We start from the raw sequence: 25794 nt of genomic DNA, 5'->3' as shown, positions 1-25794 counted from the left end.
TCATGCGCCTCTCTCCCCATATGGCCGTCATGCAGAATGCTGCACAAAAAGCTGCGCGTTCTCTCCTGCGTGACTTCACCGAGGTTGAACAACTTCAGGTTAGCATTAAAGGGCCGGGGGACTTTGTCTCCCAAGCCGATATGCGCGCTGAAAAGACCATCCGTGAAGAGCTGGCCCGCGCTCGCCCCGGCTATGCCTTCCTCATGGAAGAAAGCGGGGCCTCAGGTGGTGAGAACTGGACATGGCGTTGGATTGTTGACCCGTTAGATGGGACGACAAACTTCCTCCACGGGATTCCGCATTGGGCGATTTCCATCGCACTGCAACGCCGCCATCCCAATGGGGAGGTCGAGCTTGTGGCTGCTGTGGTCTATAACCCGGCCTCTCATGAGATGTTCTGGGCGGAAAAAGGCATTGGGGCGTATCTCAATGAGCGGCGCATCCGTGTCTCTGCGCGGCGCAAACTGGCTGAGGCTGTGTTCGCTACGGGGATTCCCTTTGCCAAAGTCCCTGCTCATCATCGGTTGCCTTTTGGCCGTGTTCTGAGCAGCCTTATGCCAAAGGTAGCGGGCATCCGCCGTTGTGGGGCCGCGGCGTTGGACCTCGCTTGGCTCGCCGCAGGCCGCTATGAGGGCTATTGGGAGTTGGGACTAAAGCCATGGGACTGCGCGGCGGGGCTTTTACTCGTCCGTGAAGCGGGTGGCCACGCAACTGATGACCAAGGGCGTGACCTCGGTGCACTTGATGATGATGTGAATGTTGTGGCAGGGAACCAACACTTCCACGCACCCCTGCGGGAATTGGTCCATAACGCTATTACACAATCCTAACCCGCTCGTGCTGTATATAGGAGCGCGTATTCTGCTTCTACATCTCTATAAAGATTGCAGGATGCCGCTCCCCCGCATAAGATGGCGTTGATATGATAAATAGGCTGGCTTTCCTTCCCGTTCTCTTATGCGCACTCCTCCTTTTAGGAAGGGGCTTCCCTATGGCGTGGGCGCAAGTTTCGACCAATATGGACGCTTTGCCCTCAGCAGCGGTGTCCTCATCTCATCATGCACCGGTTGGCCATAAACAACGCAAAGTGGCGCATGCTCAAAACACAACCAGTTCCCAGCCGCCTGCAAAAGCAAAAGCAACGCCAGCCCCTACACCAGCGGGCTATTCTCGTAAATTAGACATCCCCGCTAAAGCTCCAACACCTACAGTTATCACGCCACCCCCCTTCCCAGTTGCACTCCATCCGCCTGTTCCTGCGGCAACGGTCGTGCCTGCTGCCACAAGCCATAGCCATACAGAGCCTTTGCAGGGTGGGGCCTTGCGCGTGTTATTCGACCCTAATAGCGCAGATTTAAATGAGGAAACGATTGAAGCTGTCCGTCATTATGCCCAGAGCATGGCTCCCAAAACTGAGGTACGGTTTATCCTGCATAGCTATGCCAATGTGCCGGGCAACGATATTTCCATGCCGCGCCGGTTGGCTCTCTCCCGCGCTTTAGCGATTCGTGGATTGCTTGTGCAGAATGGCATCGCAACAACGCGAATCTACCCTATTGCTCAAGGTCGCCCTACGGCAGATGATACAGCCCCAACCGAGCGGCTTGATATACGCCCTGAGAGCAACCCTCCTCCGGTAGAGACCCCTCTATCAGCCGACCAGCCCTCTAATGAGAAAACTCCAAAACCATGACGCATCCTACCCGCTATCTTGTTCGCATTTGTGTCTTTCTCCTCGTCATTATCGCTGTGGTCTTCGCCCTGCGCGATATATTGATTCATGCTTTTATGGTGAATCCGGGGCTAAACGGGGTCATTATCGCCATTCTCCTTTTAGGCATCGCTTGGAACCTCCATCTCACCTTGCGCCTTATCCCGGAGGTTCGCTGGGTTACAATTCTCCAACAGCCTCGTGAGGGGCTGCGTGTGCCAGAACCACCACTGCTTCTAGCCCCTATGGCACGCTTGCTCCGCGCACGGCGGGAGGAAAACCCCAAGCTGACCCTCTCTACCCACACAACCCGCGCGATGTTGGAGAGCCTTGAGGCCCGCATGGATGAAGGGCGCGATATCTCCCGCTATATTACGCAGCTTCTTGTATTTCTGGGGCTTTTAGGGACGTTCTATGGCTTAATCCTCACGGTGCGTTCTGTAGCGGATGTGATTAGTGCTATGCCCTCTGGCGGGGCAGACCTTGCAGGTATGTTCGATCATATCAAGATGGGCCTAACCAAACCTCTCATGGGGATGTCCACCGCCTTTTCAGCATCGATGTTCGGATTAGCGGGATCGTTAATTCTCGGCTTTTTGGATCTTACCTCCGGCCAAGCGCAAAACCGTTTTGCTAATGAGATTGAGGAATGGTTGGCTGACCTGACATTTCTGGACACACCAGCCGAAAATACACCCAATGCCACGCAGAAAGACCCACAAACGGAGGACGCTATCCGTGCTGGTAATGTGGCTATCCTCCGTAAGCTGGATGAGCTAAACGCCACGCTACGCCATCTGCGCGAGCCAACACGCCAGCCTCTCGCCCCCTTAGAGGAGATGCTCTACCAGCTTGATGAGAATAATCAGGCGACTTTGCACATATTGCAAAACTTAAACAACAACATCAAACAACATCATGCAGAAGACCCCTCTATGACACATCTTGTCCAAGAGATGGGGCAGAAACTAACCAGCCTGCGCAGCGATATTGCTCATTTATTCCAGCGGGATCATAAAACGCGCTCCACCCAGCGTAGGGAAGATTAAGCCATGGCCCGCCGCAGACGTCACCTTGGTGCCATCAACGCATGGCCGGGCTATGTGGATGCTCTGTCCTCGTTATTGATGGTCGTCACATTTGTTTTGCTCGTCTTTATTTTGGGGCAAGAGTTCCTCTCCGCCACGATTGCTCAAAAAGAGCGTAGTTTGGATAGCCTCCGCCAAGACCTTACTAAATTGAGCCAGATGCTCTCTCTTAGTGAAGGGAAAGTCCAAACCCTCAATAAAACGAGCCAAGAGCAAAAGCAGCTCATCGCAACACTCAATACCACATTGAATGAAAAACAACGTGCGCTGACTGCGATGGAGGAACATTCTCATGTTGTAGAAGGAGCACAGCTTGGCAGTATTGCCGCTCTTTCCTCCCAAGTGGCAGAGTTGACACATCAGCTCCAAGCGATTGCGGCAGCGTTGGAAATAGAGAAAAAGAACGAGGCGGATAAAGATGCTCAGCTTGCCGCTTTAGGACAGAAGCTCAATATTGCGTTGGCGAATAAGGTCAACCAATTACAACGCTATCGGTCAGTCTTTTTTGGGCGATTGCGTGATCTTCTTAAAAACCAACCGGGCATTGAGATTGTGGGGGACCGTTTTGTCTTTCGCTCTGAAGTCCTCTTTCCTAGTGGCAGTGCTGAGCTGACACCAGCAGGGCGGCGGGAGATTCTGACCCTTGCCCATACATTCCGCGAGGTCGCCGCAACCATTCCTGCTGATATACCGTGGATTCTGCGCGTGGATGGCCATGCTGACCGCCAGCCAATTCATTCTACCTCTACCAGTAATTGGGAGCTTTCTGCCGCACGGGCTATTACGGTGGTGAAAACCTTAATCCTCAACGGGGTGGACGCACACCATATCGCAGCAACGGCTTTCTCTAACTATCAACCATTGGACCATGGGAGCAGTGCTGAAGCTCTAGCCCGTAATCGCCGGATTGAGTTCCGCCTCACAGACCGCTAACCCCTCCCTTTAATGCTGACAGAAGCCTCCAAATCACCTAATTAGGGCGTCATGACCGACACACCGCTTTCTCTCATTCGTAATTTTTCCATCATCGCGCATATCGACCACGGTAAATCTACCTTGGCGGACCGGCTTATTGAGGCATGTGGGGCTCTTACCGCACGCGAGATGAAGGGCCAAGTTCTTGATTCTATGGAGCTAGAGCAAGAGCGTGGCATTACCATCAAGGCCCAGACCGTCCGGCTGACATACCCGGCAAAGGATGGCAATGTTTACGTCCTCAACCTCATGGACACACCCGGTCATGTGGATTTTGCTTATGAGGTCAGCCGCTCTTTAGCGGCATGTGAAGGCTCGCTTTTGGTGGTTGATGCCTCCCAAGGGGTGGAGGCACAAACACTCGCCAATGTGTATCAAGCCATTGATGCTAACCATGAGATTGTCCCCGTCCTCAATAAGATTGACCTCCCCGCGGCAGAGCCAGAGCGTGTGCGCGCCCAGATTGAGGAAGTTGTCGGCATCCCCGCTGATGATGCTGTGGAGATTAGTGCCAAAACAGGCTTGAATATTGAGGGCGTTTTGGAGGCCCTCGTCCAACGTCTGCCTGCCCCTAAAGGCGATGCGGAAGCCCCTTTGCAAGGGCTATTGGTAGATAGTTGGTATGATAGCTATCTCGGTGTGATTATCCTCGTGCGGATTAAGGAAGGGCGGCTGAAACGCGGCGATAAAATCCGCATGATGCAAACGGGAGCCACCTATCATGTGGACCAGGTTGGTGTGTTCCTCCCCAAAATGAAGCCTGTGGACTCCTTAGGGCCGGGGGAGATGGGCTACATCAATGCCGCGATTAAGACTGTGGCAGATTGTAATGTCGGCGATACCATCACGCTCGATAATCGCCCGGCGGAGAAAGCTCTCCCCGGCTTTAAGCCCTCCATCCCCGTTGTATGGTGTGGGCTCTTCCCTGTCGATGCGGATGATTTTGATAAACTACGCACAAGCTTGGGTAAGTTGCGCCTTAATGATGCGTCCTTCCATTTTGAGGCAGAGACTTCGGCCGCTTTGGGGTTTGGCTTCCGTTGCGGGTTCCTCGGTTTGCTGCATTTGGAGATTATCCAAGAACGTCTCTCGCGTGAGTTTAATCTCGACCTCATCGCAACAGCCCCCTCTGTTGTTTATAAAATGCACATGAATGATGGCTCTGTCGAAGAGCTGCATAACCCCGCTGATATGCCGGAAATCAGCAAGATTGATTATATTGAGGAGCCATGGATTAAAGCCTCTATTCTTGTTCGGGATGAATATTTAGGCTCTGTCCTCACCCTCTGTACCGAGCGGCGCGGTGTGCAAATAGACCTCACCTATGTGGGGGACCGGGCCATGGCGGTGTATCGTCTACCGCTCAATGAGGTAGTGTTTGATTTTTATGACCGGTTGAAGTCCCTCACACGCGGTTATGCCTCTTTTGAATATCAAATGGATGGGTATGAGGAGAGCGACCTCGTCCGCATTTCCATCCTTGTTAATCATGAGCCCGTTGATGCGCTCTCCTTCATCGCCCATCGCACAGTGGCGGAATCCCGTGGCCGCGCTATTTGTGCGAAATTGAAGGACCTCATCCCCCGCCAACTCTTTAAAATCGCCATCCAAGCCTCTATTGGCTCCAAGGTTATTGCGCGTGAGACTTTGGGGGCATTGTCTAAAGACGTAACGGCTAAATGTTATGGCGGTGATATTTCCCGTAAGCGCAAATTATTAGAGAAGCAAAAGGAAGGGAAAAAACGTATGCGGCAATTCGGGAAGGTCGAAATCCCACAAAGTGCCTTCCTCGCTGCTTTGAAGATGGATTAGCCCATGCCCCGCACAGCCGCTCTCCTTTGCATCCATAATGAAGCGCATAGACTTCCTTGGTGGATGGCACATCACCTCGCATTAGGCTTTTCTGCCCTTTTAGTATGTGATGACCATTCCACCGACGGTAGCCGAGAACTGCTCACACAAGCCGCACGCCATTATGATATCCGCATTATAGAGACAGACGCGCAGGATACTGACGCGCTACACCGCCGTGAGGCAGGGCTCAACAGCCTTATTCAACGCGAGCATGAACATTTTGATTGGATGCTCCCCCTCGCGATTGATGAATATTTCCTACCAACTCAAAGCACCCTCTCCGCCTTTTTTGCTGATATAGAACAGCATATGGGGACGGAGGCGTTTCTTCAAACCGCATCCATCCCTATAAATTGGTGCATTATGGGGCTTGGAAAATGGCATAACCAATCCTTAACTGGCCCTATTCCACATCCTCGTGCGCTCTTTACTACCCATGCGGCGGAGAATTTTACTGACCATCGTGTTACACGGGATTTTTTCCGCCCCACGGCTAATCAAACACTTCCTAATCCTTTTGCACGGTTACAAACCCCACCGAATTGGTCCAAAGCGCGCATCCTCCATGATGCCGCAGCCAATAGCCACACCCCTCAGACCCGCCGTTATTTTGACCGCAACGAACATAGTTTCCCTCAAGGGCAACAACATCTCTCACAAAGTCTGACAATCGCAGCGCGCTTTATACAGGGTCTTATTGCGGGAGAGTGCTACGCCCTCCAAAATCAAGACGAGCTAAAAGCCTCTCACAACCCTTCGTCTAAAACTAAAACACCGCCTATGTTGGCCCGCTTTCAACTATGCTGTGGAGAGACTGTGCTAGCCCTCCATACAAAGCAGCATATTATTCGGCTCTATAACAAAGAAGAACTCCTTACCGAGACTGACCTCATACCGCTACAACTGCTTCAAAATCTAGATACCCCAAATATCGCATGGCTTTATGCAGATGCGCTCTCACCTCTGCCTTACATACCTGTTGCTGCACCGCATGCCCTTCATCCCTCCTCATTGCTGGCGTGCATAGCCTTAGAGCTAACACCACAAGGCGAAAATATGAGGCTGCGACTCCGCTCTACCGGGCAGGCATTATTGGGGGATTCCTCTCAGCACTTTACCTTAAAACCACTGCCTCAACCGCCCATGCCAGATAAGGTAGACTCCGCCTTCCAACATTTCCTTGCTTATGGGATGAGTGCCGCTGGGCTAAAAGCGGCCATTTATCATAGCCGCTGGCTCTCGCCTTCTGTCATTGGGGCGATTTATGCTCAACTTCCCGCGCAAGAGGCACGCAGCCTGTTCTCGCCATTAATGTATCGGCTTTTCCATAACGGGACACGCTCGTAACCTGACCCTACTGCGCTGGAGTGATGCCTGTGTTACGATCCCATCTTGATCGCTTTTTCCACATCACGCAGCGACACTCTACCATCTCGCGGGAGATTATAGCCGGGCTAACTATTTTTGGCTCTATGGCGTATATTATGGCCGTCAATCCGGCTGTTCTCGCCGCGGCGGGGCTCGCTCGCCATGATATGGTCATGACAACCATTGCGGGGGCTGTGGCAGGGACGCTCATCATGGCTCTATGGGCACGACTTCCCTTAGCCCTCGCTCCGGCTATGAGCAGTAATGTCCTCTTTGCGCAAGTTATTGTTCAACAAGCGCATGTTAATCCTGCTACAGCCTTTACCATTGTTCTCTTTAGTGGGCTGTGCTTTACGCTCTTATCCATCACAAAATTACGCCTGACGATTATACATAGTTTTCCAACCAGTATTATATTGGGGATTCAAGTCGCTATTGGAGCTTTTATTGCACGAATTGGCTTAATTGAGGCCGGTATAGCCATTCCTTCCCCCAGCGGGCTTAGCTTTGCCTCACTTGCTCATCCTTCCGTCATCCTCGCTTTAATGGGGATTTTACTCTGCCTCCTCCTCCAATTATTACGCATTCCGGCGGGGTTACTCCTTACTATGGCAGGTCTTACCCTAATAGGGATGGTCGTCCCCGGTATGGATGGGCGCACACTGACCCACTTACCGCCCCATATATTAGACTGGCCCCATTACCCACGTCATCTTCTCTTTCCTTTTGATTTTAAAGATTTTTTCCAGCATTTAGGGTTGGTTCTACCCATTACACTATATGTCCTCCTGAGTGATTTCTTTGATGCTACGGGCACAATGCTCACTGTCACCCGTCATGCCGGGTTATCCGGCACAAAAGAACATCCAGATCTTGACCCACGCGCCTTTACTGCTGATGGAGCGGCAAGCGTTATAGGGGCCTTGTTAGGGACCTGCACCGTCTCTGCTTATTTGGAAAGCTTAACAGGGGCTGAGGCTGGCGGACGCACAGGTCTAAGTGCGCTCATTGTGGCTATTCTATTTGCTGCTTCTTGCGTATTCTGGCCACTCCTAACCGCTATCCCTGCCATAGCCACAGCCCCTGTACTTGTTTTTGTCGGCATCATGATGTTGAGCCATTTAAGAGACCTTCCCTCCGCCATGGAGGACGCATTTCCACCACTTTGTATGCTGCTTATCACCGTTGTAACGGGTAATTTTATGCTCTCTTTAGCCTGTGGGATGCTGCTTTACACCGCAACGGCCCTTATAAAAGGGAAGGCTCGTACGTTACCACCTATCATCTGGGGGCTGGATGGCGCGTTCTTGTGCTATATGGTTTTGCAAGGTCGTTTTTAACCTATCGTAAAATAAAACGCTCTTAAGTCTTGCCAAAGCCCCCCCATCACGCATTATCATGCCCGCATATATCAAACAGTCTGTGATCTTGCTAAACAACGAGGAACAGGGGTGGAAAAAATCTCCATATCCCTGTAATGGCCTATAAGTTTCATGCTCTGAACCCTACTTGGATAGTCGTGCCCCGCTTTATGACATCTGCTAAACAAAACACTACACCGCTCCGTCAACTCTCCTTTGAGGCGGCCCTTGCCGAGCTTGAGCAGATTGTACGTGGGTTAGAAACAGGGCAGATGAAGTTGGAAGATGCCATCTCTGCTTATGAGCGCGGTGCCGCCCTACGCCGCCATTGTGAAGAACGGCTTGCCGAGGCAGAAATGCGCGTTAAGGCCATCGTCCAAAAAGCGGATGGTTCCCTCTCTGAGGACAGTTTTGACCCTACAGAAAAACCAGCCGCCGCCCCTCGTAAGAAAAAGGCTGCCGCCCCCTCTCCTACATCACGAGATGACCATTGGGACTCTAAGGCTGGCCCAGATGATGAGATTCCCTTCTAATGATGCAGCCTATCTATACCACCATGCCCCACATCAAGGAGACCCCCCAATGACCGATAGCCACGCCCTCCCTCTCAAGGATGCTTTACGCTTGGCCTGTCGGGATATTGAGGCCAGCATTGATGCGCTCCTCCCTCCTGTGCCGGGTGATGAATCCTTGCTCATTGAGGCCATGCGCTATGCGGCCCTTAATGGGGGGAAACGCCTGAGGGGCTTCTTAGTATTAGAAACAGCCGCCCTTTTTGGGGCATCGCGTGAGGCAGCCTTGCGCGTTGCGGCCTCTGTAGAGTTCCTCCATGCTTATTCCCTCGTCCATGACGACCTCCCCGCCATGGATGATGATGACCTTCGCCGGGGCCAACCTTCTACACATAAAAAGTTTAATGAGGCGTTCGCGATCCTCGCTGGCGATGCTTTGCAGACTAGCGCGTTTGAGGTTCTTTTAGAGCCTGCTACCAGCCCAGACCCTGCCATCCGCGCTGACCTTGCCCTCGCCCTTGCGCGTGCCTCTGGCAGTGCTGGGATGGTTGGGGGCCAGGTCATTGATATTCGTGGGGAAGGCAAGGCCCTCCCGCTAGAGCAGGTCCAACGCCTCCATGCTATGAAGACCGGTGCACTCATCCGCTATTCTGCTGAAGCGGGGGCGATTTTAGCCGGTCTTGCTGCTAATGACCCACAGCGTAAGGCCATCATCCGCTATGGGGCGGATTTAGGGACAGCCTTCCAAGTCGCTGATGATATTCTTGATACCACCGCCAGTACGGAAGAGCTTGGCAAAACCGCTGGTAAAGATGAAGATGCCTGCAAATCCAACTATGTGGCTTTATTAGGTATTGAAGGGGCACGTAAAGAAGCCCACCGTCTCAGCGAGCAAGCCCGCCAGGCTCTCTCCTCCTTTGGCCCGCAAGCTGATACACTCCGCGCCCTTGCTGCCTATTTTATCGAACGCAGGAATTAATCGTCCATGAGCATGTCTTCCTCCATTCCGACCATGGGCCGTTATCCTCTTTTGGACCGGGTAAACACACCGGCGGACATGAAGAATCTCTCCACCGAGCAGCTCCGCACATTAGCTGAGGAGTTACGGTCGGAGACGATTAACGCCGTCTCCACCACAGGGGGGCATTTAGGGGCCTCCCTTGGTGTGGTTGAGCTAACTGTGGCTCTCCATGCTGTGTTTAACACGCCCGATGACCGCATCATCTGGGATGTTGGCCACCAAGCTTATCCACATAAGATTCTCACAGGGCGGCGGCCGCAAATCCGCACTCTGCGCCAGCCGGGTGGTTTGTCCGGTTTTACCCGCCGCTCCGAAAGCCCTTACGATCCCTTTGGTGCAGCACATTCCTCCACCTCCATCTCCGCAGGGCTAGGGATGGCTGTGGCTCATCATCTTTATGCAGAGGATCATCCCGCTTATCGGGAGCGGAATGTTATTTCCATCATCGGGGATGGCTCTATCTCCGCCGGTATGGCTTATGAAGCCATGAATAATGCCGGGGCTATGGGGGGCAAAGGGGCAGAGCGTCTCATTGTCATCCTCAATGATAATGAGATGTCCATTGCGCCTCCTGTTGGGGCAATGTCCAATTATCTGACCCGGCTCATGTCCTCCCGCCGCTTCCTCACCTTGCGGGATTTAGCCGGTAAGCTTGCCAAACGCCTCCCCTCCAGCATTGAGCGGACCGCGAAACGTGCGGAAGAATATGCCCGTGGTATGATTACGGGCGGCACGCTGTTTGAGGAGCTTGGTTTTTATTATGTCGGCCCTGTTGATGGCCATGACATGAACCAACTTGTCCCGATTTTACGCAATCTTCGCGATGCCGAGAATAAAGGGCCGGTCCTCCTTCATGTCATCACAGAAAAGGGGCGTGGGTATAAGCCTGCCGAGTCCGCTGGTGATAAATATCATGCGGTTTCCCGCTTTAATGTCGAGACAGGTGAGCAGAAAAAAGGCCCTGCTGGCCCGCCATCTTATACCAATATCTTCTCCCGCGAGTTGCTGCATCGTGCCAAGCAGGATGAGAAGGTTGTAGCCATTACAGCGGCTATGCCCTCTGGCACGGGGCTCGACAAAATGGCCCAGCATTATCCAGAGCGTTATTTTGATGTCGGCATTGCAGAGCAACACGCTGTCACATTTGCTGCGGGTATGGCTAGCGAGGGGATGCGGCCTTTCTGTGCCATTTATTCCACCTTCCTCCAACGTGCTTATGACCAAGTCATGCATGATGTCGCCTTGCAGAATCTTCCAGTCCGTTTTGCGGTGGACCGTGCTGGGCTAGTCGGTGCGGATGGGGCAACCCATGCCGGGTCTTTCGACCTCAATTACCTCTGTTGCCTGCCTAATATGACTGTCATGGCCCCCTCTGATGAGGTGGAGCTTTTGCATATGACAGCCACCGCATGGGCGCATGATAGCGGGCCGATTGCCCTACGCTACCCGCGTGGTGCCGGCTTAGGGCTAGACCTCCCAGAGGAAGGCCAGATTTTAGACATCGGCAAGGGGCGCATTGTTCGTGCCTCTGAGGGGGAAGGTGTGGCCATTCTCTCCCTCGGCACACGTTTGCAAGAGGCTCTTAAAGCCGCTGATACACTCGCTGCGGAAGGGATTGCGGTTACCGTAGCGGATGCTCGTTTTGCTAAGCCCGTTGATGGTGCCTTAATTGAGGCCCTCGCCCGCCAACATAAAGTATTCCTCACATTAGAGGAAGGCGCGCCCGGTGGCTTCAGTACGCAGGTGGTGGAGCATCTCGCCGCAACGGGGTTGCTAGACCATGTACGCTTCCGCCCTATGGCGTTGCCTGATACATGGATCGACCACAACACGCCTGAGGCCCAATATGAAGAAGCTGGTCTTACAGCTCATCACATTGCTGAGCTGGCACGCCACGCTCTCGCTGGGAAGGCCAAAGCTTAATGGCCAAACGCCGTGCCGACCAACTCCTTGTTGAGCGAGGATTGGTGGAAACACGCAGCCGCGCGCAAGCCCTCATCATGGCCGGGTTGGTCTATGCAGGGCCACACGGGGATAAGCCTGTCAAAAAAGCGGGAGACCAACTCCCCGAAGATATGGCTTTAACCCTTAAAGGGCAGGACCATCCATGGGTCTCGCGCGGGGGGCTGAAATTAGCACACGCCTTGGAGCATTTCCCCCTCTCCACAGAGGGGAAAATCGCCGTTGATGTAGGGGCCTCAACGGGTGGATTTACTGATGTTCTGCTCCAAAATGGGGCGGCGCGTGTTTATGCTGTTGATGTAGGCCATGGCCAACTCGCTTGGAAAATCCGCTCTGATGAGCGTGTTGTAGTGTTGGAGAAAACCAATGCCCGTCATCTCAGCAAAGAGCATATCCCAGAGGCCCCGGATATTATCGTTTGCGATGCCAGCTTTATTAGCCTCAAAACCGTGCTTGCCCCAGCCTTAGAGATGGCCAAACCCGGCGCATGGGCTGTTGCGCTCATCAAACCGCAATTTGAGGCCGGGCGTGCGGATGTTGGCCCTAAAGGGGTTGTGCGAGACCCGGCGGTGCATGAGCGCGTGTGCCAAGAGATTCACACTTGGTTTGCTGCCCTCCCCGGTTGGACGATTCTAGGCCTTGTCCCAAGCCCCATCACTGGGCCGGAGGGGAATAAAGAGTTCCTCATCGCTGCCCGTAAAAAGGCAGGCTAAACCGCCCGACTCCCCGTCAATTATCTGGCCCTTTCCGGCCCCTCCATGTTATGAGCCACCACCATGACTCACCCGGCCCCCTCCTCCCCGCTTGCCTCTGATGCTGTCGCTGCCCTCAATGAGAGTGAGCGCAAACGCATCGAGGCCAAATCCGCTCTCTTTGCCCCGCCTACCCCCATCACAGAAGATGGCCGCCGCGAGCTTGTTGGCCTCTCACGGGAGGAGCTGGCAGACGTGCTGGTCGAGATTGGGGAGAAACCCTTCCGCGCTAAACAGCTTTGGCATTGGATATATCATCAAGGTGTGACGGATTTCTCCCGCATGTCCACCATTGCCAAGCCCCTGCAAGCGAAGTTGGAGCAGCATTTCATCGTCGGTCGCCCCAGCGTGACGACTCAGCAGACCTCCAAGGACGATACGCGTAAGTTTCTCTTTCGCTTCCGTGATGGGCAAGAGGCCGAGACGGTTTACATCCCCGACCGGCGCGAGGACCGTGGTGCGGTGTGTATTTCCTCCCAAGTGGGATGCACGCTCTCTTGCAGCTTTTGCCATACAGGGACGCAAAAGCTCGTCCGTAATTTGGGAGCGGCGGAAATTGTCGGGCAATTTATGGCCGCACGGGATAGTTATGGGGAATGGCCCAGCCCCAAAGGGGACACGCCGCGTCTGCTCTCCACCATTGTGCTGATGGGTATGGGCGAGCCGCTTTATAATTATGAGAATGTTGCCAAAGCGATGAAAATCATCATGGATGGGGAAGGCATCGCCCTCTCCCGCCGGCGCATTACGCTCTCAACCTCCGGCGTGGTGCCGATGATGGATCGCTGTGGGGATGAGCTGGGGATTAACCTTGCCATCTCCCTTCATGCTGTCCGCAATGACCTTCGCGATCAACTTGTCCCGTTGAACCGAAAATACCCGATTGAGGAGCTTATCGCGGCATGCCATCGTTATCCTGCAGCCTCGAACTCCCGCCGCATCACCTTTGAATATATCATGATCCGCGATGTCAATGATAGCGATGCCGAAGCGCGGGAGTTAGTACGGCTCATCCGTGGGTTGCCTGCCAAGGTGAATCTCATCCCCTTTAACCCTTGGCCGGGGTCGGAGTTCCGCCCCTCTACGAGGGAGCGTTTGGCTAGTTTTGCCCAAATTGTGATGGATGCAGGCTATGCAGCCCCCATCCGTATGCCGCGCGGGAAGGATATTCTCGCCGCTTGTGGGCAGCTTAAAACCCAAAGTGAGCGGCAAAGACAGGCCCGGGCCACGCCTTAAAAGGCTAGCCTCTGGCCCAACGGCCTGACACCTGTTACAAGAGCGTTATCGCGTAACGACAGTTGGTTTCTGTTTTTTAGCAGAGGATATAGAGCAATCATGGGCAAAGCCTCAGGCATTAAGAAAGTTGTTCTGGCTTATTCTGGCGGGTTGGATACATCAGTTATCCTCCGCTGGTTACAAGAGCATTATGGCTGCGAGGTCGTCACCTTCACAGCGGACCTTGGCCAAGGTGAGGAGCTAGAGCCAGCTCGCCGTAAGGCTGAATCCCTCGGCGTAAAAGAGATTTTTGTTGAGGATTTGCGGGAGACCTTCGTTAAGGATTACGTCTTCCCCATGTTCCGCGCTAATACGGTGTATGAGGGGCAATATTTGCTCGGCACCTCCATTGCCCGTCCCCTCATCTCTAAACGGCAGATTGAGATTGCCGAGGCTGTGGGGGCTGATGCCGTAGCCCATGGGGCCACCGGCAAGGGGAATGACCAAGTCCGCTTCGAACTAGCTTATTACGCTCTTAAACCTGATGTAAAAGTCATCGCTCCTTGGCGGGAATGGGACCTAACCTCCCGCACGAAGCTGCTCGACTTCGCCGAGAAGAATCAAATCCCCGTCACAAAAGATAAGCGCGGTGAAGCTCCGTTCTCTGTCGATGCGAACCTGCTGCACTCCTCCTCTGAAGGGAAGATTCTGGAGGACCCCTCCCTCCCGCCTGATGAGATTGTCTTCCAACGCACAATCTCCCCAGAAGCTGCACCGGATAAAGCAACAGAAATCACCATCGACTTCAAACATGGTGACCCAGTCGCTATTAATGGTGAGGCCCTCTCCCCGGCTAACTTGCTGGCCCGCCTCAATGAGCTTGGCAAAGCTAACGGTATTGGTCGCCTTGATATTGTGGAAAACCGCTTTGTTGGCATGAAGTCCCGTGGGATTTACGAGACACCCGGTGGAACGATTCTGCTCCAAGCTCATCGCTCTATGGAATCCATCACGCTGGATCGTGAAGCTGCGCATCTCAAAGATAGCATCATGCCGCGCTATGCAGAGCTGATTTATAACGGCCTGTGGTTCTCCCCAGAGCGTCACATGCTCCAAGCCCTGATTGATAGCAGCCAGAAATCCGTTAATGGGCGCGTCCGGCTGAAGCTTTATAAAGGGAATGTCATCTGCGTGGGTCGGGAAAGCCCCGATAGCCTTTATGATGCCCGTGTTGTTACCTTTGAGGATGATGAAGGTGCCTATAATCAGGTCGATGCACAAGGCTTTATCCGCCTCAATGCGCTACGCTTGCGCTTGGGTGCGAATAAAGGGCGGCGCGGCGGCACCCCCTAAGCCATGTCCTTGTTGGTCGTCTTCATAGAGAGGCATTTTATGTCCCATTCCCTGCGTTCTTTCTTCCGTTATTTGCCAATATGTATCCTCGCGGGCCTTATTGGGCTGGCGGGCTGTGCAGGCAAACCAAAACAGGAATTAAGCCCTCAGCAGTTTATGGATCAGGTCTATAAACAACCCGGTGTGCATAAGCAGCCTGATGGTCTGGCCTATAAAATCCTAAAATCTGGCCCTAAAGATTCCCCTCATCCCCAAAAGGGGGGCACGATGATGATCATCTATGAAGGCCGCTTACCTGACGGTGGCATTTTCGATTCCTCAGAGATGCACACAGGGGCCGCTTATATGGAAATGCCCCTTGATGGTGTGATTGAGGGATGGATGGAGGGCCTCCCCCTTATGCGTGTTGGCGATGTGTGGGAGCTCTATGTACCGCCTAAATTAGGCTATGGTAAACGCTCCATGGGGGTTATCCCCCCCAATAGCCCGCTCATCTTCAAAATCCAGCTTCTCGGTGTTGAGGATGATGCAGGCTTACAACAATAAAGCCTATCCTTTATCAGCACCATAATGAGAGCTCTTGCCGCCCCCTTCCATACCAAGCGGGGCGGCTTTTATCGTCTCCTCCCCCTTTTTTAATTCAGGACCATGCTCATGCAGCGCGTTTTCTCAGGGATTCAGCCGACAGGTATCCCCCATCTTGGTAATTATCTTGGGGCCATTCGTAACTGGGTTACCTTGCAAAAGGACCATGATTGCCTCTTTTGCCTCGTGGATATGCACTCCCTCACCATGCCATGGTCACCAGAAGCTTTGCGGGAGCAGACCTTAGCCTCCACCGCCTGCTTACTCGCCTCTGGCATCGACCCAACCCGCCTTTACAATCAATCTGCCGTTAGTGCCCATGCACGGCTAGGCTGGATTTTTAACTGCGTCTCCCGCCTTGGTTGGCTAAACCGCATGACGCAATTTAAGGATAAAGCGGGAAAGAATCGCGAGAATCACTCCGCAGGGCTTTATGTCTATCCCAACCTTATGGCGGCCGATATTCTCGCCTTCCATGCTACGCGCGTGCCTGTAGGGGACGACCAACGCCAACATCTGGAATTAGCTAACGATATTGGCCAAAAGTTTAATCATGACATGGGCGTTGAGTTCTTCCCACAAATTGAGCCTCTCATCCCCCCCCATGCTGCCCGTGTGATGAGCTTACGCGATGGCAGTAAGAAGATGTCCAAGTCCGACCCATCGGCCCAAAGCCGCATTGTGCTGAATGACACAGCGGACGAAATTGCGCAGAAAATCCGCAAAGCCCGTACCGATGCAGAGCCTTTGCCAAGCGAGGAAGCGGGGCTAGAGGGCCGCGCAGAAGCCCGTAATTTGCTGACCATCTATGCTGCTATGTCCAACACATCCTTAGCGGATGTCCTAAACCAATTTGCAGGCCAAGGCTTTGGGACCTTTAAGCAAGCCTTAGCGGACCTGTTGGTAGAGACACTAGCCCCCGTTGCGGAGGAAACGCGCCGCCTGATGGATGATAAGGGCCATCTTCTCAATGTATTGCGCCAAGGGGCAGACCGGGCCCGCGCCGTGTCTGAACCGATTGTCAGCGAGGCGGAAAAACTCGTAGGCTTCCTACGTTAAGACCGCCGCTTACTCATGAGCACGTAGCTCATCTAGTGGGGTCTCCATCAAAGCTAGAACCTGCTTTGCCGCTGCCATAGCGGGGAGATCCCCTTCGGGGGCCTGTAACATAGCCAGCACGGTACCAAAGGCCTCTTGCTGAGCCTTACGCTTGGCCTCGTCTGTGAGCAGGGCTGTTACTTCCTCGGCTAATTTCTGCGGTGTGCAATTATGTTGCACTAACTCCGGCACGATCTCCCGCCCGGCAAGAATATTCACAATCGAGATATATGGCACTTTGAGCAAAAACCGCCCCAACACGGCAGAGAGTGGATTGACCTTATACGTCACCGCCATCGGCACGCCTCCAATGGCGAGCTCCAAAGTCGAGGTGCCGGATTTTGTTAAAGCGCAATCTGCCGCGCGGAAGGCGTCATGCTTATCCTCCGTATCCGTCACAATAGAGGGATGAACAGCCCAATGCCGCACCATCTTCCGCACGAGGGGGGCCATGCCTGATGTCGCTGGGATAACCGGCTGGAGGTCCGGGAATTGCTTATATAAAAGCTCTAACGTCTTTTCAAAAACAGGCAGTAATTTCGGCACCTCGGAGTTACGACTACCCGGCATAAGCAGCAAAACCGGGCTTTCTGGCCTAAGGTCATGGCGTTTATAAAAACGCTCTGGCCGACCATGTGGCACGCCCGATTGCAAAATGGGATGCCCTACAAAATGAGCATGAAAGCCCCGCTCAGCAAACCATGTTGGCTCAAAGGGGAAGAGGCAAAGCAAACTATCCCATAGCCCACGATAATGCTTCACCCGCTTTTCCCGCCATGCCCAGACTTGAGGGGCAACGTAATGCAATCGCCGCACCTTCAGCCGCCTCACGCGGCGCAGGAGACGGAACGCAAAACCGGGACTATCAATCGTAATGACAATATCAGGGCGGCGGAGTTCAATATCCTGCTCTGCCTCCACCAAGCGTTGCGAAAGCAGACGCAACCGCGGGAGGACCTCCATAAACCCCATCACTGTGAGGTCTTCCATCGGGAAAAGGCTGCGGAGGCCACGCGCCTCCATCCGCCCTCCCCCTACGCCTGCGAAAACCAACATCGGGTCTATCCGATGCAGAGCCTGCATCAAACGTGCCCCGATGCTATCGCCACTCGGCTCCCCCGCGAGAATCCAGATGACACGGCCATGCTGGTAAAGGGGGACATCACCTTCTACAGGAGGGCCCGCATCTACCATAATTTCCGCTCCCTTCGTCTCGTGTGACGCTGTGGCTTAGCGGCGCAATGTCGCGCCAGTCGCTTTATGGACGGCCGCCTCCACCGCAGCCATAACACCCTCAAGCTGTGCGTCTGTCAGGCTCTCTTTTTGTGGTTGAAGAACAACCTCCACCCCCAAAGAGCGTTGACCTTTAGGCACGGTTCCACCTTCAAAAATATCAAAAAGCCGAACATCAGTAATCAATTTACGATCCGCCATACGTACGGCTTTAAGCACATCTTGAATCTGCACCGCCTTATCAGCAAGGAAGGCAAAATCCCGCCGCACAGGCTGCAAAGCTGATAAGGCTGGCGCGGCTTTGCGCTTCATCTTCGGCAGGGGCACCGCTGCGACATTTAGCTCAAACAGAGCCACGGTCCCACTCAGGCCGAAATGACGTGCCACACGAGGATGCAGCTCCCCAAAACGACCAAGAACAAGCTTCGGCCCCTGTCGCACCACACCGGAGCGTCCCGGATGATAATAGTCTGGTGCATCGGCTGTGCAGCTTAAAGACGCCTCTGCCATGCCAAGAGTGAGTAGAGCCGACCATAAATCAGCCTTGGCCTCCATCCATGAGGGCTCCTCTGCCACATGGCCAGGGGCGCGTGCGCTCACCCCACCACGCACACCAGCAAGGATAAGGCGGTCCCCCTCCTGCCCGAAGCACGGCCCAAGCTCGAAGAAGGCAGCATCGCCCGCAAAGCCCTGCCCATGAGCAATATTACGCCCTAACGCCCGCAGCAGATTAATAACCGGCGTGGGACGAAGCTGGTTAAGGTCCGTTGCAATCGGGTTTAGCAAGCGGTCTTGCTCCCGCCCCTCCTCAAACAAAGCGGCATCTTGGTCTGACACAAAGGAGAAGCCAACAGTCTCCATCAAGCCCCGGCCTGCACAAAGGCGGCGTAAGAGTGCAGCGCGGCTTTGCTCTGCCGTCACCGCAGCGGGGGGGACCATATGAGGTTGTGGCAGGGGCTGAGCGGGTACCTCATCCAACCCTCTGATGCGCAAGACTTCCTCAACAAGGTCTGCTTCCGCTTCCATCTGCGTAACATGGGCAGCCGCACGTTCTGCAACGCTTTTATCCAGACTATGCGCCTGTGCAAGGACCCGACCAGAGGCCACATCATTGCGCCATGATGGAACGGAAAAGATAGCCTGGCCCTCCCCCCGCTCTTTCACCTCAAAGCCTAAAGCCTCAAGAATCGTCACGGCCTTATCCGCATCAATCTCCAACCCGCCAAGCGTCGCAAGCCGTGCAAAGCGCAGAGTAGCTGTACGCTGCCAGTCTGGCTCCGCTCCGGCTTCGGTCACCTCACTCGGTATGCCGCCGCATAGCTCGACAATTAATGAGGTTGCAGCCTCTAGCCCTGTGCGCACCAAAGCGGGGTCCACCCCACGCTCAAAACGATAGCGAGCATCAGTCTGCACCCCAAGACGGCGGCCTGTCAGGGCAATGCGTACGGGGTCGAACAAAGCGGATTCAACAAAAACATCCGTTGTGTCATCCGTAACCGCGCTGGTCTCACCGCCAATAATACCGGCAAGGGACTGCACCCCGGCTTCATCAGCAATCACAAGGTCATGCGTACCAAGGACATAATCCTGCCCATCTAGCGCACGAAACTGCTCCCGCGTGGCAGAGGTGAGCAGTAATCTGTTCCCTTTTAAACGGTTCGCATCAAAGACATGCAGCGGGCGGCCCACATGCATCATCAAATAATTTGTAATATCAACTAACGCTGATTGGGAGCGTAGCCCGACGCTCTCTAACCGCTGCTTGAGCCAAGCCGGACTTGGGCCATTCTTCACACCGCGAATCAAACGCCCTGTAACATATGGGCAAGCGGGATGGTCCAACACCCACTGGATAGGGCTCGCCCCCTCGCTCTCCACTGTAGGGACAAGCCATGGCTTAAAATGCCCTAGCCCCGCCGCTGCGAGGTCCCGCGCGATACCGCGTACACTCAACGCATCCCCCCGGTTGGGGGTAATGCCAATCTCTATTATCGGGTCGTCCAGCTTGGCATGACGGACATAATCCACCCCAAGAGGCGTACCCTCTGGCAATTCGGCAATGCCATCAGAGTCCTCACCAATGCCAAGCTCTCGTAAGGAGCAGAGCATCCCATTGCTGAGCTGCCCCCGAATCTTGCCGGGTTTAATCGTGATATCACTACCGGGAATATAAGTGCCCGGTGGAGCAAAAATAACATGCAGCCCCGTGCGCGCATTTGGCGCACCACAAACGACCTGAACCTCCTCATACCCCTCGCCTGCTGTCACGCGGCATAGCTGGAGGCGGTCAGCATCAGGATGGCGCGTGGCCTCCACAATCTTTGCCGTGCGGAAGCCTGATAAACGCTCTGTCGGGTCATCAACCGATTCAACCTCAAGGCCGATACGGTTTAATGTTGCGCAAATCTCCTCCAAAGAGGCTGTAAAATCGAGATGCTCCCGCAACCATGAGAGTGAAAACTTCATGTTACAAGCCCTCCGTCAAAGTCGCTGGGGATAAAGCTGAGAAGCCATAATGACGCAACCAGCGTAAATCGCTCTCATAAAAAGAGCGTAGGTCAGCAATGCCGTTCTTCAACATAGCGAGCCGCTCAATGCCCATACCAAAGGCAAAGCCTTGCCATTCTGCCGGGTCCAGCCCGCAATTGCTCAGCACACGGGCATGGACCATCCCCGCCCCCAAGACTTCCAGCCAATCCGCGCCTGCACCAATAGCCCCAGTCTCGCGCGACCACCCAATATCAATCTCCATAGAAGGCTCGGTAAAGGGGAAATACGAGGCCCGGAAGCGCACTGGCAAATCAGGCTGATTAAAAAAGGCCCGCAAGAACTCGGTCAGGCATCCTTTTAAATGGCCAAGGGTAATGCCCTTCTCAATCACCAAACCTTCACATTGATGGAACATCGGGGAATGGGTGGCATCATGGTCGGCACGGTAAGTCCGCCCCGGGGCAATGATGCGGATAGGTGGTTTTTCCTGCAACATGGTACGCACCTGCACGCCAGAGGTCTGCGTCCTTAAAACACGCAGCTCCTCCTCACCCTCTAGGGCAGGAAGGTAGAATGTATCTTGCTCCGTCCGCGCGGGGTGGTGCTTTGGCGTATTCAGGGCTGAGAAATTATGCCACTGGCTCTCAACATCCGGCCCTTCTGCTAGATGAAAGCCCATAGCCCCAAAAATGGTTGTAATTTCCTCAATCGTACGGCTGATGGGATGAATCAACCCTACCGGGGCCGTAGGGGTAGGTTGCGTAATATCCACCGTCTCCTCAGCTAAACGCTGCTGGAGAGCCAAAGCCTCAATCTCTCGTCCGCGTTGCTCAATAAGATGTGTCAACTCATCCCGCAGACGGTTAAGAGCCTGCCCGCGCTCTTTACGCTCCTCATGCGAGAAGGAACCAAGCTGACGCAACAGACCAGTTAGCGTCCCAGACCGCCCCAATGTGCCCACCCGCACAGCATCCCACTCACTATGTGTGCTGGCACGCTGCAAGGCTGCGATTGTGTCATTCTTTAGATTTTCAAGGTCGTTGGCCATAGCCTGTCCTTCACCCTCTACGAGCTGTTTCAAAGAGTTTTCCTATCCCCGTTGGGGCAAAAAATCTCTGAAGCAGCTTGTAAGAAAAACGGGCTGCCCCGACTTAATCAGAGCAGCCCGCTAATCATTACGTTCCCGCCCCTCCCTCGCATGTAAGGGACTAGCGGGACGGCTCTTAATTAGAGAGCCGCCTGAGCTTTGCGCACAATCTCAGCAAAAGCAGCTGCATCATCATAGGCGATTGCTGCAAGGACCTTACGGTCAATCTCAATCCCAGCCTTATTAAGGCCATTGATGAAGCGGCTATAGGTCAACCCATGCTCACGCACGGCTGCGCTGATGCGCTGAATCCACAAAGAACGGAACTCACGCTTTTTATTGCGGCGGTCACGATAAGCGTAACGCAGGGCCTTCTCGACCCGCTCCAACGCGATGCGGTAATTGGTGGAAGAACGCCCGCGATAGCCTTTAGCGAGGTCAAGAACCTTTTTATGACGGGCGTGGGTGGTCGTACCCCGTTTAACACGTGCCATGGTCGTTTATCTCCTTATGACAGCCCGTAGGGTGCCCACTGTTTGATGGTGCGTGCATCCATATCCGTCATAACCTGCGGACCACGGTTGCTACGTTTCATCTTCTGCGGACGGTTAATCAGGCCATGGCGTTTGTTACCCGGACCACACGTTACCTTACCGGTCGCGGTGATCTTGAACCGCTTTTTGACCGAAGACTTCGTCTTCATTTTGGGCATTTTTATCTCCTTACAATTCAGCCGCTCTCTCTGTCATTTACATGGTCAAAGAGAACTTACACGGCCAGGCATGCCTCATCATCGGCCCGGACGCGTGTACAACCTCCCGCGCTTATAGGGGCAACTGCGCCCCTCCTCAAGGGGAAAATATGTTTTTCTCACCCCTGCACACGAAACCCTCCAAAAAATGTGAAGATTATGACAAAGCTGCCTACAACCGCTCATTTTATTGCACTTAGATGCTTGACCCCGAACCCCTTCCCTGTGCTTTAAGACAAATGAAGGATGGCCCATGCAGACAAACCGCAAGGGCCATATTATATAGGTCACCTAAACCTTAACCTTTTTTTGAGGCTTGTCCATGTCCTCCACACCCCATACGGGGGGAATCTGGACCCGTTTGGTTGCCATTGCGATGGCACTTGTTGGTCTGCTGCTCATTGTAGGAGGGATTTATTCCCTCTGCGTAGGCGGCCCCCTTTATTATCTCCTAAGCGGGTTGGGTATTTTACTCAGCGCGTTTTATCTCTTTAAGCGACACCCCATTGCCCTTGCCATTTATGCCATTGTGCTATTTGGCACTATCATTTGGGCTCTTTGTGTCGTTGGGCTTGATTTCTGGAGCTTAGTACCCCGCCTTGATGTCGTACTCATCATCGGTGTTGTGCTGCTTCTGCCCTTTGTTCGGCGTCCTTTAGCGGCCAATCATCTCGCAACGGGGCCGCTTGGCCTTGGCGTTGTATTGGCGGCTTTGGCGTTGATTGTCTCCGCCTTTATGGACCCGCATAACATCAACGGCTCCTTACCGACCGAGCATGTTAATGCCAGCCCAGCAAACCCGGAGAATGTTCCCGATAATGACTGGCCTGCTTATGCGCGTACGCAGGATGGTAACCATTGGTCTCCGCTAGACCAAATCAATACCCAGAACGTCAATAAGCTCAAAGTCGCATGGATTATGCGTACAGGGGATGTGCTGGATAAATCCCGCGACCCCGGTGAAGCCACGAATGAGGCCACGCCGCTTGAGTTCGATAACACGCTCTACTTCTGCTCGCTGCATCAAAAGGTCTTCGCGGTTGATGCTGTAACAGGGAAGACGAAATGGGTGTTTGACCCCAAAATTAACGTCAACCCAACCTTCCAGCATTTAACATGCCGTGGGGTGAGTGCGCATACAACACCCGCTAATGCTCTTGATAGTGATGGCCAGCCTGTTGCAACGACCGATTGTGCAAAACGCATTATCGCCATGGTTAATGATGGCCGTATTGTCGAGATTGATGCCCAAACGGGGCAAGTATGCCACGGCTTTGGGAAAGATGGGCAAGTAGACCTTCGCTTCTCCCACCAACCTTACACAACTATTGGTGAATATGCGCCAACCTCCCCGCCAGTCGTTACCGATAAGCTGATTATCGTTAATAGTGCAGTACGGGATAATGGTTCCGTTCAGCAGCCTTCTGGCGCGACACGCGCTTATGATGTCTATACAGGCAAACTTGTTTGGGTGTTTGATGCCGCAAACCCAGACCCCAACGAAATGCCTAGCGAGGAGCATCCGCACTTCCATCCCAACTCCCCCAACTCTTGGTCCGTATCCTCTTACGACAAGGCGTTGAACATCGTATACATCCCCATGGGTGTTGGCACGCCTGACCAATGGGGTGGATATCGTGATAAAGATGCCGAGCGTTATCCGCCGGGGATTATTGCCCTTAATGCTGATACGGGGAAATTAGTTTGGTCCTACCAGACCGTCCATCATGACCTTTGGGATATGGATGTTTCTGCCCAGCCTAATTTGGTTGACATCACGCAGAAAGATGGAAGCCTTGTGCCAGCCATCTATGTTCCTACTAAGAGTGGCGATATTTTTGTGCTGGACCGCCGTACGGGTACGCCTATCGTCCCTGTGGCTGAAAAGCCCGCCCCCGGTGGTGCTGCGACTGGCGATTATACAAGCCCCACTCAGCCTCATTCCGAGCTGAACCTACGGCCTAAGAATCCTCTCTCTGACCGTGATATGTGGGGGGCTACCATCCTAGACCAAATGGTATGTAGCATTTACTTCCATAGTCTGCGTTATGAGGGCCCCTACACGCCACCATCTACCCAAGGGACATTGGTCTTCCCCGGGGACCTCGGTATGTTCGAGTGGGGTGGCCTTGCTGTGGACCCACGGCGTGAGGTGGCCTTTACAAACCCCATCTCCATCCCGTTTGTCTCAACGCTCGTTCCGCGTGGGCCGGGTAACCCCCGTTGGCCAGACCCGAACCAAAAGAAAGCCGGTAGTGGTGGTGAGACCGGGATTCAGCCTAATTATGGGATTCCCTACGCCATTAACCTCCATCCCTTCCTAGACCCACTCTTACTGAAGATTGGTTTGCCGGTCCCTTGCCGCATGCCGCCTTGGGGTGAAATTGCAGGGATTGATATGCGGACAAACAAGGTTGTTTGGCGGCACCGTAATGGGACATTGCGGGACTCCTTGCATGGCTCTGCTCTGCCCATACCGCTACCGCCTATCAAAATCGGCGTGCCAAGCTTGGGTGGGCCACTTGCTACGGCAGGGAATCTGGCCTTCCTTACCTCCGCGCAGGACTATTATATCCGCGCTTATGACATGACGACTGGCCATGTCATTTGGAAGGACCGTCTCCCTGCTGGGGCGCAATCCTCCCCTATGACCTACCGCATTAATGGGCGGCAATATATTGTCACCTATGCTGGTGGTCATGGCTCTTTTCTGAGCAAAATGGGTGATTACCTTATCGCCTATGCTTTGCCAGAAGACGACAACAAAAAATAATGGTCTGATATAGGCTATTATTACATATAAGAAGGGAAGCTCCTTAGCGGGGGCTTCCCTTTTTTATAAACATCATTCACTTCTTAAAGAAGAATACTAACAGATAGTAATATCCTTGGGTAATTATTAAAAAATGACATAGAGGTCACTATCACCCTCTTACAGTTTTGTATAAAGTACGGATAGTCAGTTCCATCCTCTTTTAAAAGGAAACACTCTCATGACCTTTCGCCGTATGGCCGCCTTTACTCTTATCGCTGGTGCCCTAACAAGCCAAGTGGCTCTTGCTGCTGCCCCCCATGGAAAGGCTCATCCTTGCCGTAATGAAAAAGGGCAGTTTGCAAAATGCGAGAAGCCAAAAGCAAAGCCTTGCCGTAATGAGAAAGGTCAATTTGCAAAATGTAACGGTAAAAAAGCAGCAAAACCTGCCGTTACCGACGCTGCAAAAGACAACGTAAATCCGATGAAATCTGACATGCCTGCACCAAATGCGGCTGAGCCTGCAGCCCCAGCCGCGCAATAAGCAGAAGCTCCTGTAATCTCTGACCTAAAAAAGGGCCCTCTGGTACATCTGCCAGAGGGCCCTTTTCCATTATAACGTCAAT

At 53.6% G+C, this 25794-nt stretch carries 21 protein-coding genes and 1 pseudogene; 17 read left to right on the top strand and 5 right to left on the bottom strand.

Annotated elements, in window-relative coordinates:
- Window positions 1-2 precede the first annotated feature (2 nt).
- From NQF89_RS07610 to trpS, 15 genes and pseudogenes are all read left to right on the top strand, one after another.
- Entirely contained in the window at window positions 3-830 is an 828-nt protein-coding gene (locus NQF89_RS07610; RefSeq protein WP_155573559.1) for an inositol monophosphatase family protein, read from the top strand.
- Between the two features lie 161 nt (window positions 831-991).
- The gene (locus NQF89_RS07605; protein WP_196424614.1) at window positions 992-1693 is read left to right on the top strand and encodes an OmpA family protein; all 702 of its coding nucleotides are present in this window, start codon (window positions 992-994) and stop codon (window positions 1691-1693) included.
- Window positions 1690-2760: a MotA/TolQ/ExbB proton channel family protein gene (locus NQF89_RS07600; RefSeq protein WP_155579492.1), complete on the top strand. Its 1071-nt coding sequence runs from the start codon at window positions 1690-1692 to the stop codon at window positions 2758-2760. Before NQF89_RS07605 ends, NQF89_RS07600 begins: the two co-directional genes overlap by 4 nt.
- A 3-nt stretch (window positions 2761-2763) precedes the next feature.
- Complete coding sequence (locus tag NQF89_RS07595) at window positions 2764-3732, top strand: peptidoglycan -binding protein (RefSeq protein WP_266137892.1); 969 nt, start codon at window positions 2764-2766, stop codon at window positions 3730-3732.
- Window positions 3733-3783: 51 nt separating this feature from the next.
- Window positions 3784-5586, top strand: coding sequence for a translation elongation factor 4 (lepA, locus tag NQF89_RS07590; protein WP_099026745.1), 1803 nt, complete (start codon window positions 3784-3786; stop codon window positions 5584-5586).
- A gap of 3 nt (window positions 5587-5589) precedes the next feature.
- A complete protein-coding gene (locus NQF89_RS07585) occupies window positions 5590-6975 on the top strand; it encodes a glycosyltransferase family 2 protein (protein ID WP_266137891.1) in 1386 nt (461 codons plus the stop codon).
- Between the two features lie 23 nt (window positions 6976-6998).
- The gene (locus tag NQF89_RS07580; RefSeq protein ID WP_266137890.1) at window positions 6999-8336 is read left to right on the top strand and encodes an NCS2 family permease; all 1338 of its coding nucleotides are present in this window, start codon (window positions 6999-7001) and stop codon (window positions 8334-8336) included.
- Window positions 8337-8527: 191 nt separating this feature from the next.
- Window positions 8528-8773: pseudogene (locus tag NQF89_RS07575) on the top strand (exodeoxyribonuclease VII small subunit); the annotation flags it as partial.
- A gap of 166 nt (window positions 8774-8939) precedes the next feature.
- Window positions 8940-9848, top strand: a complete 909-nt coding sequence (locus NQF89_RS07570; RefSeq protein ID WP_155573566.1) for a polyprenyl synthetase family protein — start codon at window positions 8940-8942, stop codon at window positions 9846-9848.
- A gap of 6 nt (window positions 9849-9854) precedes the next feature.
- On the top strand, window positions 9855-11813 hold the full coding sequence (gene dxs / locus NQF89_RS07565) for a 1-deoxy-D-xylulose-5-phosphate synthase (RefSeq protein ID WP_266137889.1): 1959 nt from the start codon (window positions 9855-9857) through the stop codon (window positions 11811-11813).
- Window positions 11813-12565, top strand: a complete 753-nt coding sequence (locus tag NQF89_RS07560; RefSeq protein WP_266137888.1) for a TlyA family RNA methyltransferase — start codon at window positions 11813-11815, stop codon at window positions 12563-12565. The genes dxs and NQF89_RS07560 overlap by 1 nt, the downstream gene beginning before the upstream one ends.
- 63 nt (window positions 12566-12628) lie before the next feature.
- On the top strand, window positions 12629-13840 hold the full coding sequence (gene rlmN / locus NQF89_RS07555) for a 23S rRNA (adenine(2503)-C(2))-methyltransferase RlmN (RefSeq protein ID WP_155579498.1): 1212 nt from the start codon (window positions 12629-12631) through the stop codon (window positions 13838-13840).
- A gap of 99 nt (window positions 13841-13939) precedes the next feature.
- Window positions 13940-15172 (top strand): argininosuccinate synthase, encoded by a 1233-nt coding sequence (locus NQF89_RS07550; RefSeq protein WP_086441997.1) that lies wholly within the window; start codon window positions 13940-13942, stop codon window positions 15170-15172.
- Window positions 15173-15223: 51 nt separating this feature from the next.
- Window positions 15224-15718, top strand: a complete 495-nt coding sequence (locus NQF89_RS07545; RefSeq protein ID WP_407652362.1) for an FKBP-type peptidyl-prolyl cis-trans isomerase — start codon at window positions 15224-15226, stop codon at window positions 15716-15718.
- Between the two features lie 108 nt (window positions 15719-15826).
- Window positions 15827-16816, top strand: a complete 990-nt coding sequence (gene trpS, locus NQF89_RS07540; protein WP_099027028.1) for a tryptophan--tRNA ligase — start codon at window positions 15827-15829, stop codon at window positions 16814-16816.
- 9 nt (window positions 16817-16825) lie between these two features.
- Here the strand turns inward: trpS and lpxB are convergent, their stop codons facing one another.
- The 5 genes from lpxB to rpmI all read right to left on the bottom strand — a co-directional run bounded on the left by lpxB (window position 16826) and on the right by rpmI (window position 22377).
- Entirely contained in the window at window positions 16826-18049 is a 1224-nt protein-coding gene (lpxB, locus tag NQF89_RS07535) for a lipid-A-disaccharide synthase (RefSeq protein ID WP_099026752.1), read from the bottom strand.
- A 36-nt stretch (window positions 18050-18085) separates the two neighbouring features.
- A complete protein-coding gene (gene pheT / locus NQF89_RS07530) occupies window positions 18086-20554 on the bottom strand; it encodes a phenylalanine--tRNA ligase subunit beta (protein WP_155579499.1) in 2469 nt (822 codons plus the stop codon).
- A gap of 1 nt (window position 20555) precedes the next feature.
- A complete protein-coding gene (gene pheS, locus NQF89_RS07525; protein WP_155573573.1) occupies window positions 20556-21626 on the bottom strand; it encodes a phenylalanine--tRNA ligase subunit alpha in 1071 nt (356 codons plus the stop codon).
- Window positions 21627-21805: 179 nt separating this feature from the next.
- Window positions 21806-22159 (bottom strand): 50S ribosomal protein L20, encoded by a 354-nt coding sequence (rplT, locus tag NQF89_RS07520; protein ID WP_099026755.1) that lies wholly within the window; start codon window positions 22157-22159, stop codon window positions 21806-21808.
- Window positions 22160-22173: 14 nt separating this feature from the next.
- Entirely contained in the window at window positions 22174-22377 is a 204-nt protein-coding gene (rpmI, locus tag NQF89_RS07515) for a 50S ribosomal protein L35 (RefSeq protein WP_099026756.1), read from the bottom strand.
- A 361-nt stretch (window positions 22378-22738) separates the two neighbouring features.
- Here rpmI and NQF89_RS07510 point away from each other — a divergent pair, with 361 nt between their 5' ends.
- Together NQF89_RS07510 and NQF89_RS07505 are read left to right on the top strand one after the other, a co-directional pair.
- On the top strand, window positions 22739-25189 hold the full coding sequence (locus NQF89_RS07510) for a membrane-bound PQQ-dependent dehydrogenase, glucose/quinate/shikimate family (RefSeq protein ID WP_155573574.1): 2451 nt from the start codon (window positions 22739-22741) through the stop codon (window positions 25187-25189).
- Window positions 25190-25409: 220 nt separating this feature from the next.
- Window positions 25410-25712, top strand: a complete 303-nt coding sequence (locus NQF89_RS07505) for a hypothetical protein (RefSeq protein ID WP_155579501.1) — start codon at window positions 25410-25412, stop codon at window positions 25710-25712.
- Window positions 25713-25794: the final 82 nt, after the last annotated feature.

It is taken from the genome of Bombella pollinis (assembly GCF_026385485.1).
GTDB lineage: Bacteria > Pseudomonadota > Alphaproteobacteria > Acetobacterales > Acetobacteraceae > Bombella > Bombella pollinis.
Note: the sequence above shows the minus strand (reverse complement) of the source record. Positions and strands in the feature narration are given on the sequence as shown.

Excerpts from the sequence above, each read along its gene's own strand:
- NQF89_RS07610 (WP_155573559.1), top strand. The coding sequence starts at position 3 with ATGCGCCTCTCTCCCCATATGGCCGTCATGCAGAATGCTGCACAAAAA.
- NQF89_RS07605 (WP_196424614.1), top strand. The coding sequence starts at position 992 with ATGGCGTGGGCGCAAGTTTCGACCAATATGGACGCTTTGCCCTCAGCA.
- NQF89_RS07600 (WP_155579492.1), top strand. The coding sequence starts at position 1,690 with ATGACGCATCCTACCCGCTATCTTGTTCGCATTTGTGTCTTTCTCCTC.
- NQF89_RS07595 (WP_266137892.1), top strand. The coding sequence starts at position 2,764 with ATGGCCCGCCGCAGACGTCACCTTGGTGCCATCAACGCATGGCCGGGC.
- lepA (WP_099026745.1), top strand. The coding sequence starts at position 3,784 with ATGACCGACACACCGCTTTCTCTCATTCGTAATTTTTCCATCATCGCG.
- NQF89_RS07585 (WP_266137891.1), top strand. The coding sequence starts at position 5,590 with ATGCCCCGCACAGCCGCTCTCCTTTGCATCCATAATGAAGCGCATAGA.
- NQF89_RS07580 (WP_266137890.1), top strand. The coding sequence starts at position 6,999 with ATGCCTGTGTTACGATCCCATCTTGATCGCTTTTTCCACATCACGCAG.
- NQF89_RS07570 (WP_155573566.1), top strand. The coding sequence starts at position 8,940 with ATGACCGATAGCCACGCCCTCCCTCTCAAGGATGCTTTACGCTTGGCC.
- dxs (WP_266137889.1), top strand. The coding sequence starts at position 9,855 with ATGAGCATGTCTTCCTCCATTCCGACCATGGGCCGTTATCCTCTTTTG.
- NQF89_RS07560 (WP_266137888.1), top strand. The coding sequence starts at position 11,813 with ATGGCCAAACGCCGTGCCGACCAACTCCTTGTTGAGCGAGGATTGGTG.
- rlmN (WP_155579498.1), top strand. The coding sequence starts at position 12,629 with ATGACTCACCCGGCCCCCTCCTCCCCGCTTGCCTCTGATGCTGTCGCT.
- NQF89_RS07550 (WP_086441997.1), top strand. The coding sequence starts at position 13,940 with ATGGGCAAAGCCTCAGGCATTAAGAAAGTTGTTCTGGCTTATTCTGGC.
- trpS (WP_099027028.1), top strand. The coding sequence starts at position 15,827 with ATGCAGCGCGTTTTCTCAGGGATTCAGCCGACAGGTATCCCCCATCTT.
- lpxB (WP_099026752.1), bottom strand. The coding sequence starts at position 18,049 with ATGGTAGATGCGGGCCCTCCTGTAGAAGGTGATGTCCCCCTTTACCAG.
- pheT (WP_155579499.1), bottom strand. The coding sequence starts at position 20,554 with ATGAAGTTTTCACTCTCATGGTTGCGGGAGCATCTCGATTTTACAGCC.
- pheS (WP_155573573.1), bottom strand. The coding sequence starts at position 21,626 with ATGGCCAACGACCTTGAAAATCTAAAGAATGACACAATCGCAGCCTTG.
- rplT (WP_099026755.1), bottom strand. The coding sequence starts at position 22,159 with ATGGCACGTGTTAAACGGGGTACGACCACCCACGCCCGTCATAAAAAG.
- rpmI (WP_099026756.1), bottom strand. The coding sequence starts at position 22,377 with ATGCCCAAAATGAAGACGAAGTCTTCGGTCAAAAAGCGGTTCAAGATC.
- NQF89_RS07510 (WP_155573574.1), top strand. The coding sequence starts at position 22,739 with ATGTCCTCCACACCCCATACGGGGGGAATCTGGACCCGTTTGGTTGCC.
- NQF89_RS07505 (WP_155579501.1), top strand. The coding sequence starts at position 25,410 with ATGACCTTTCGCCGTATGGCCGCCTTTACTCTTATCGCTGGTGCCCTA.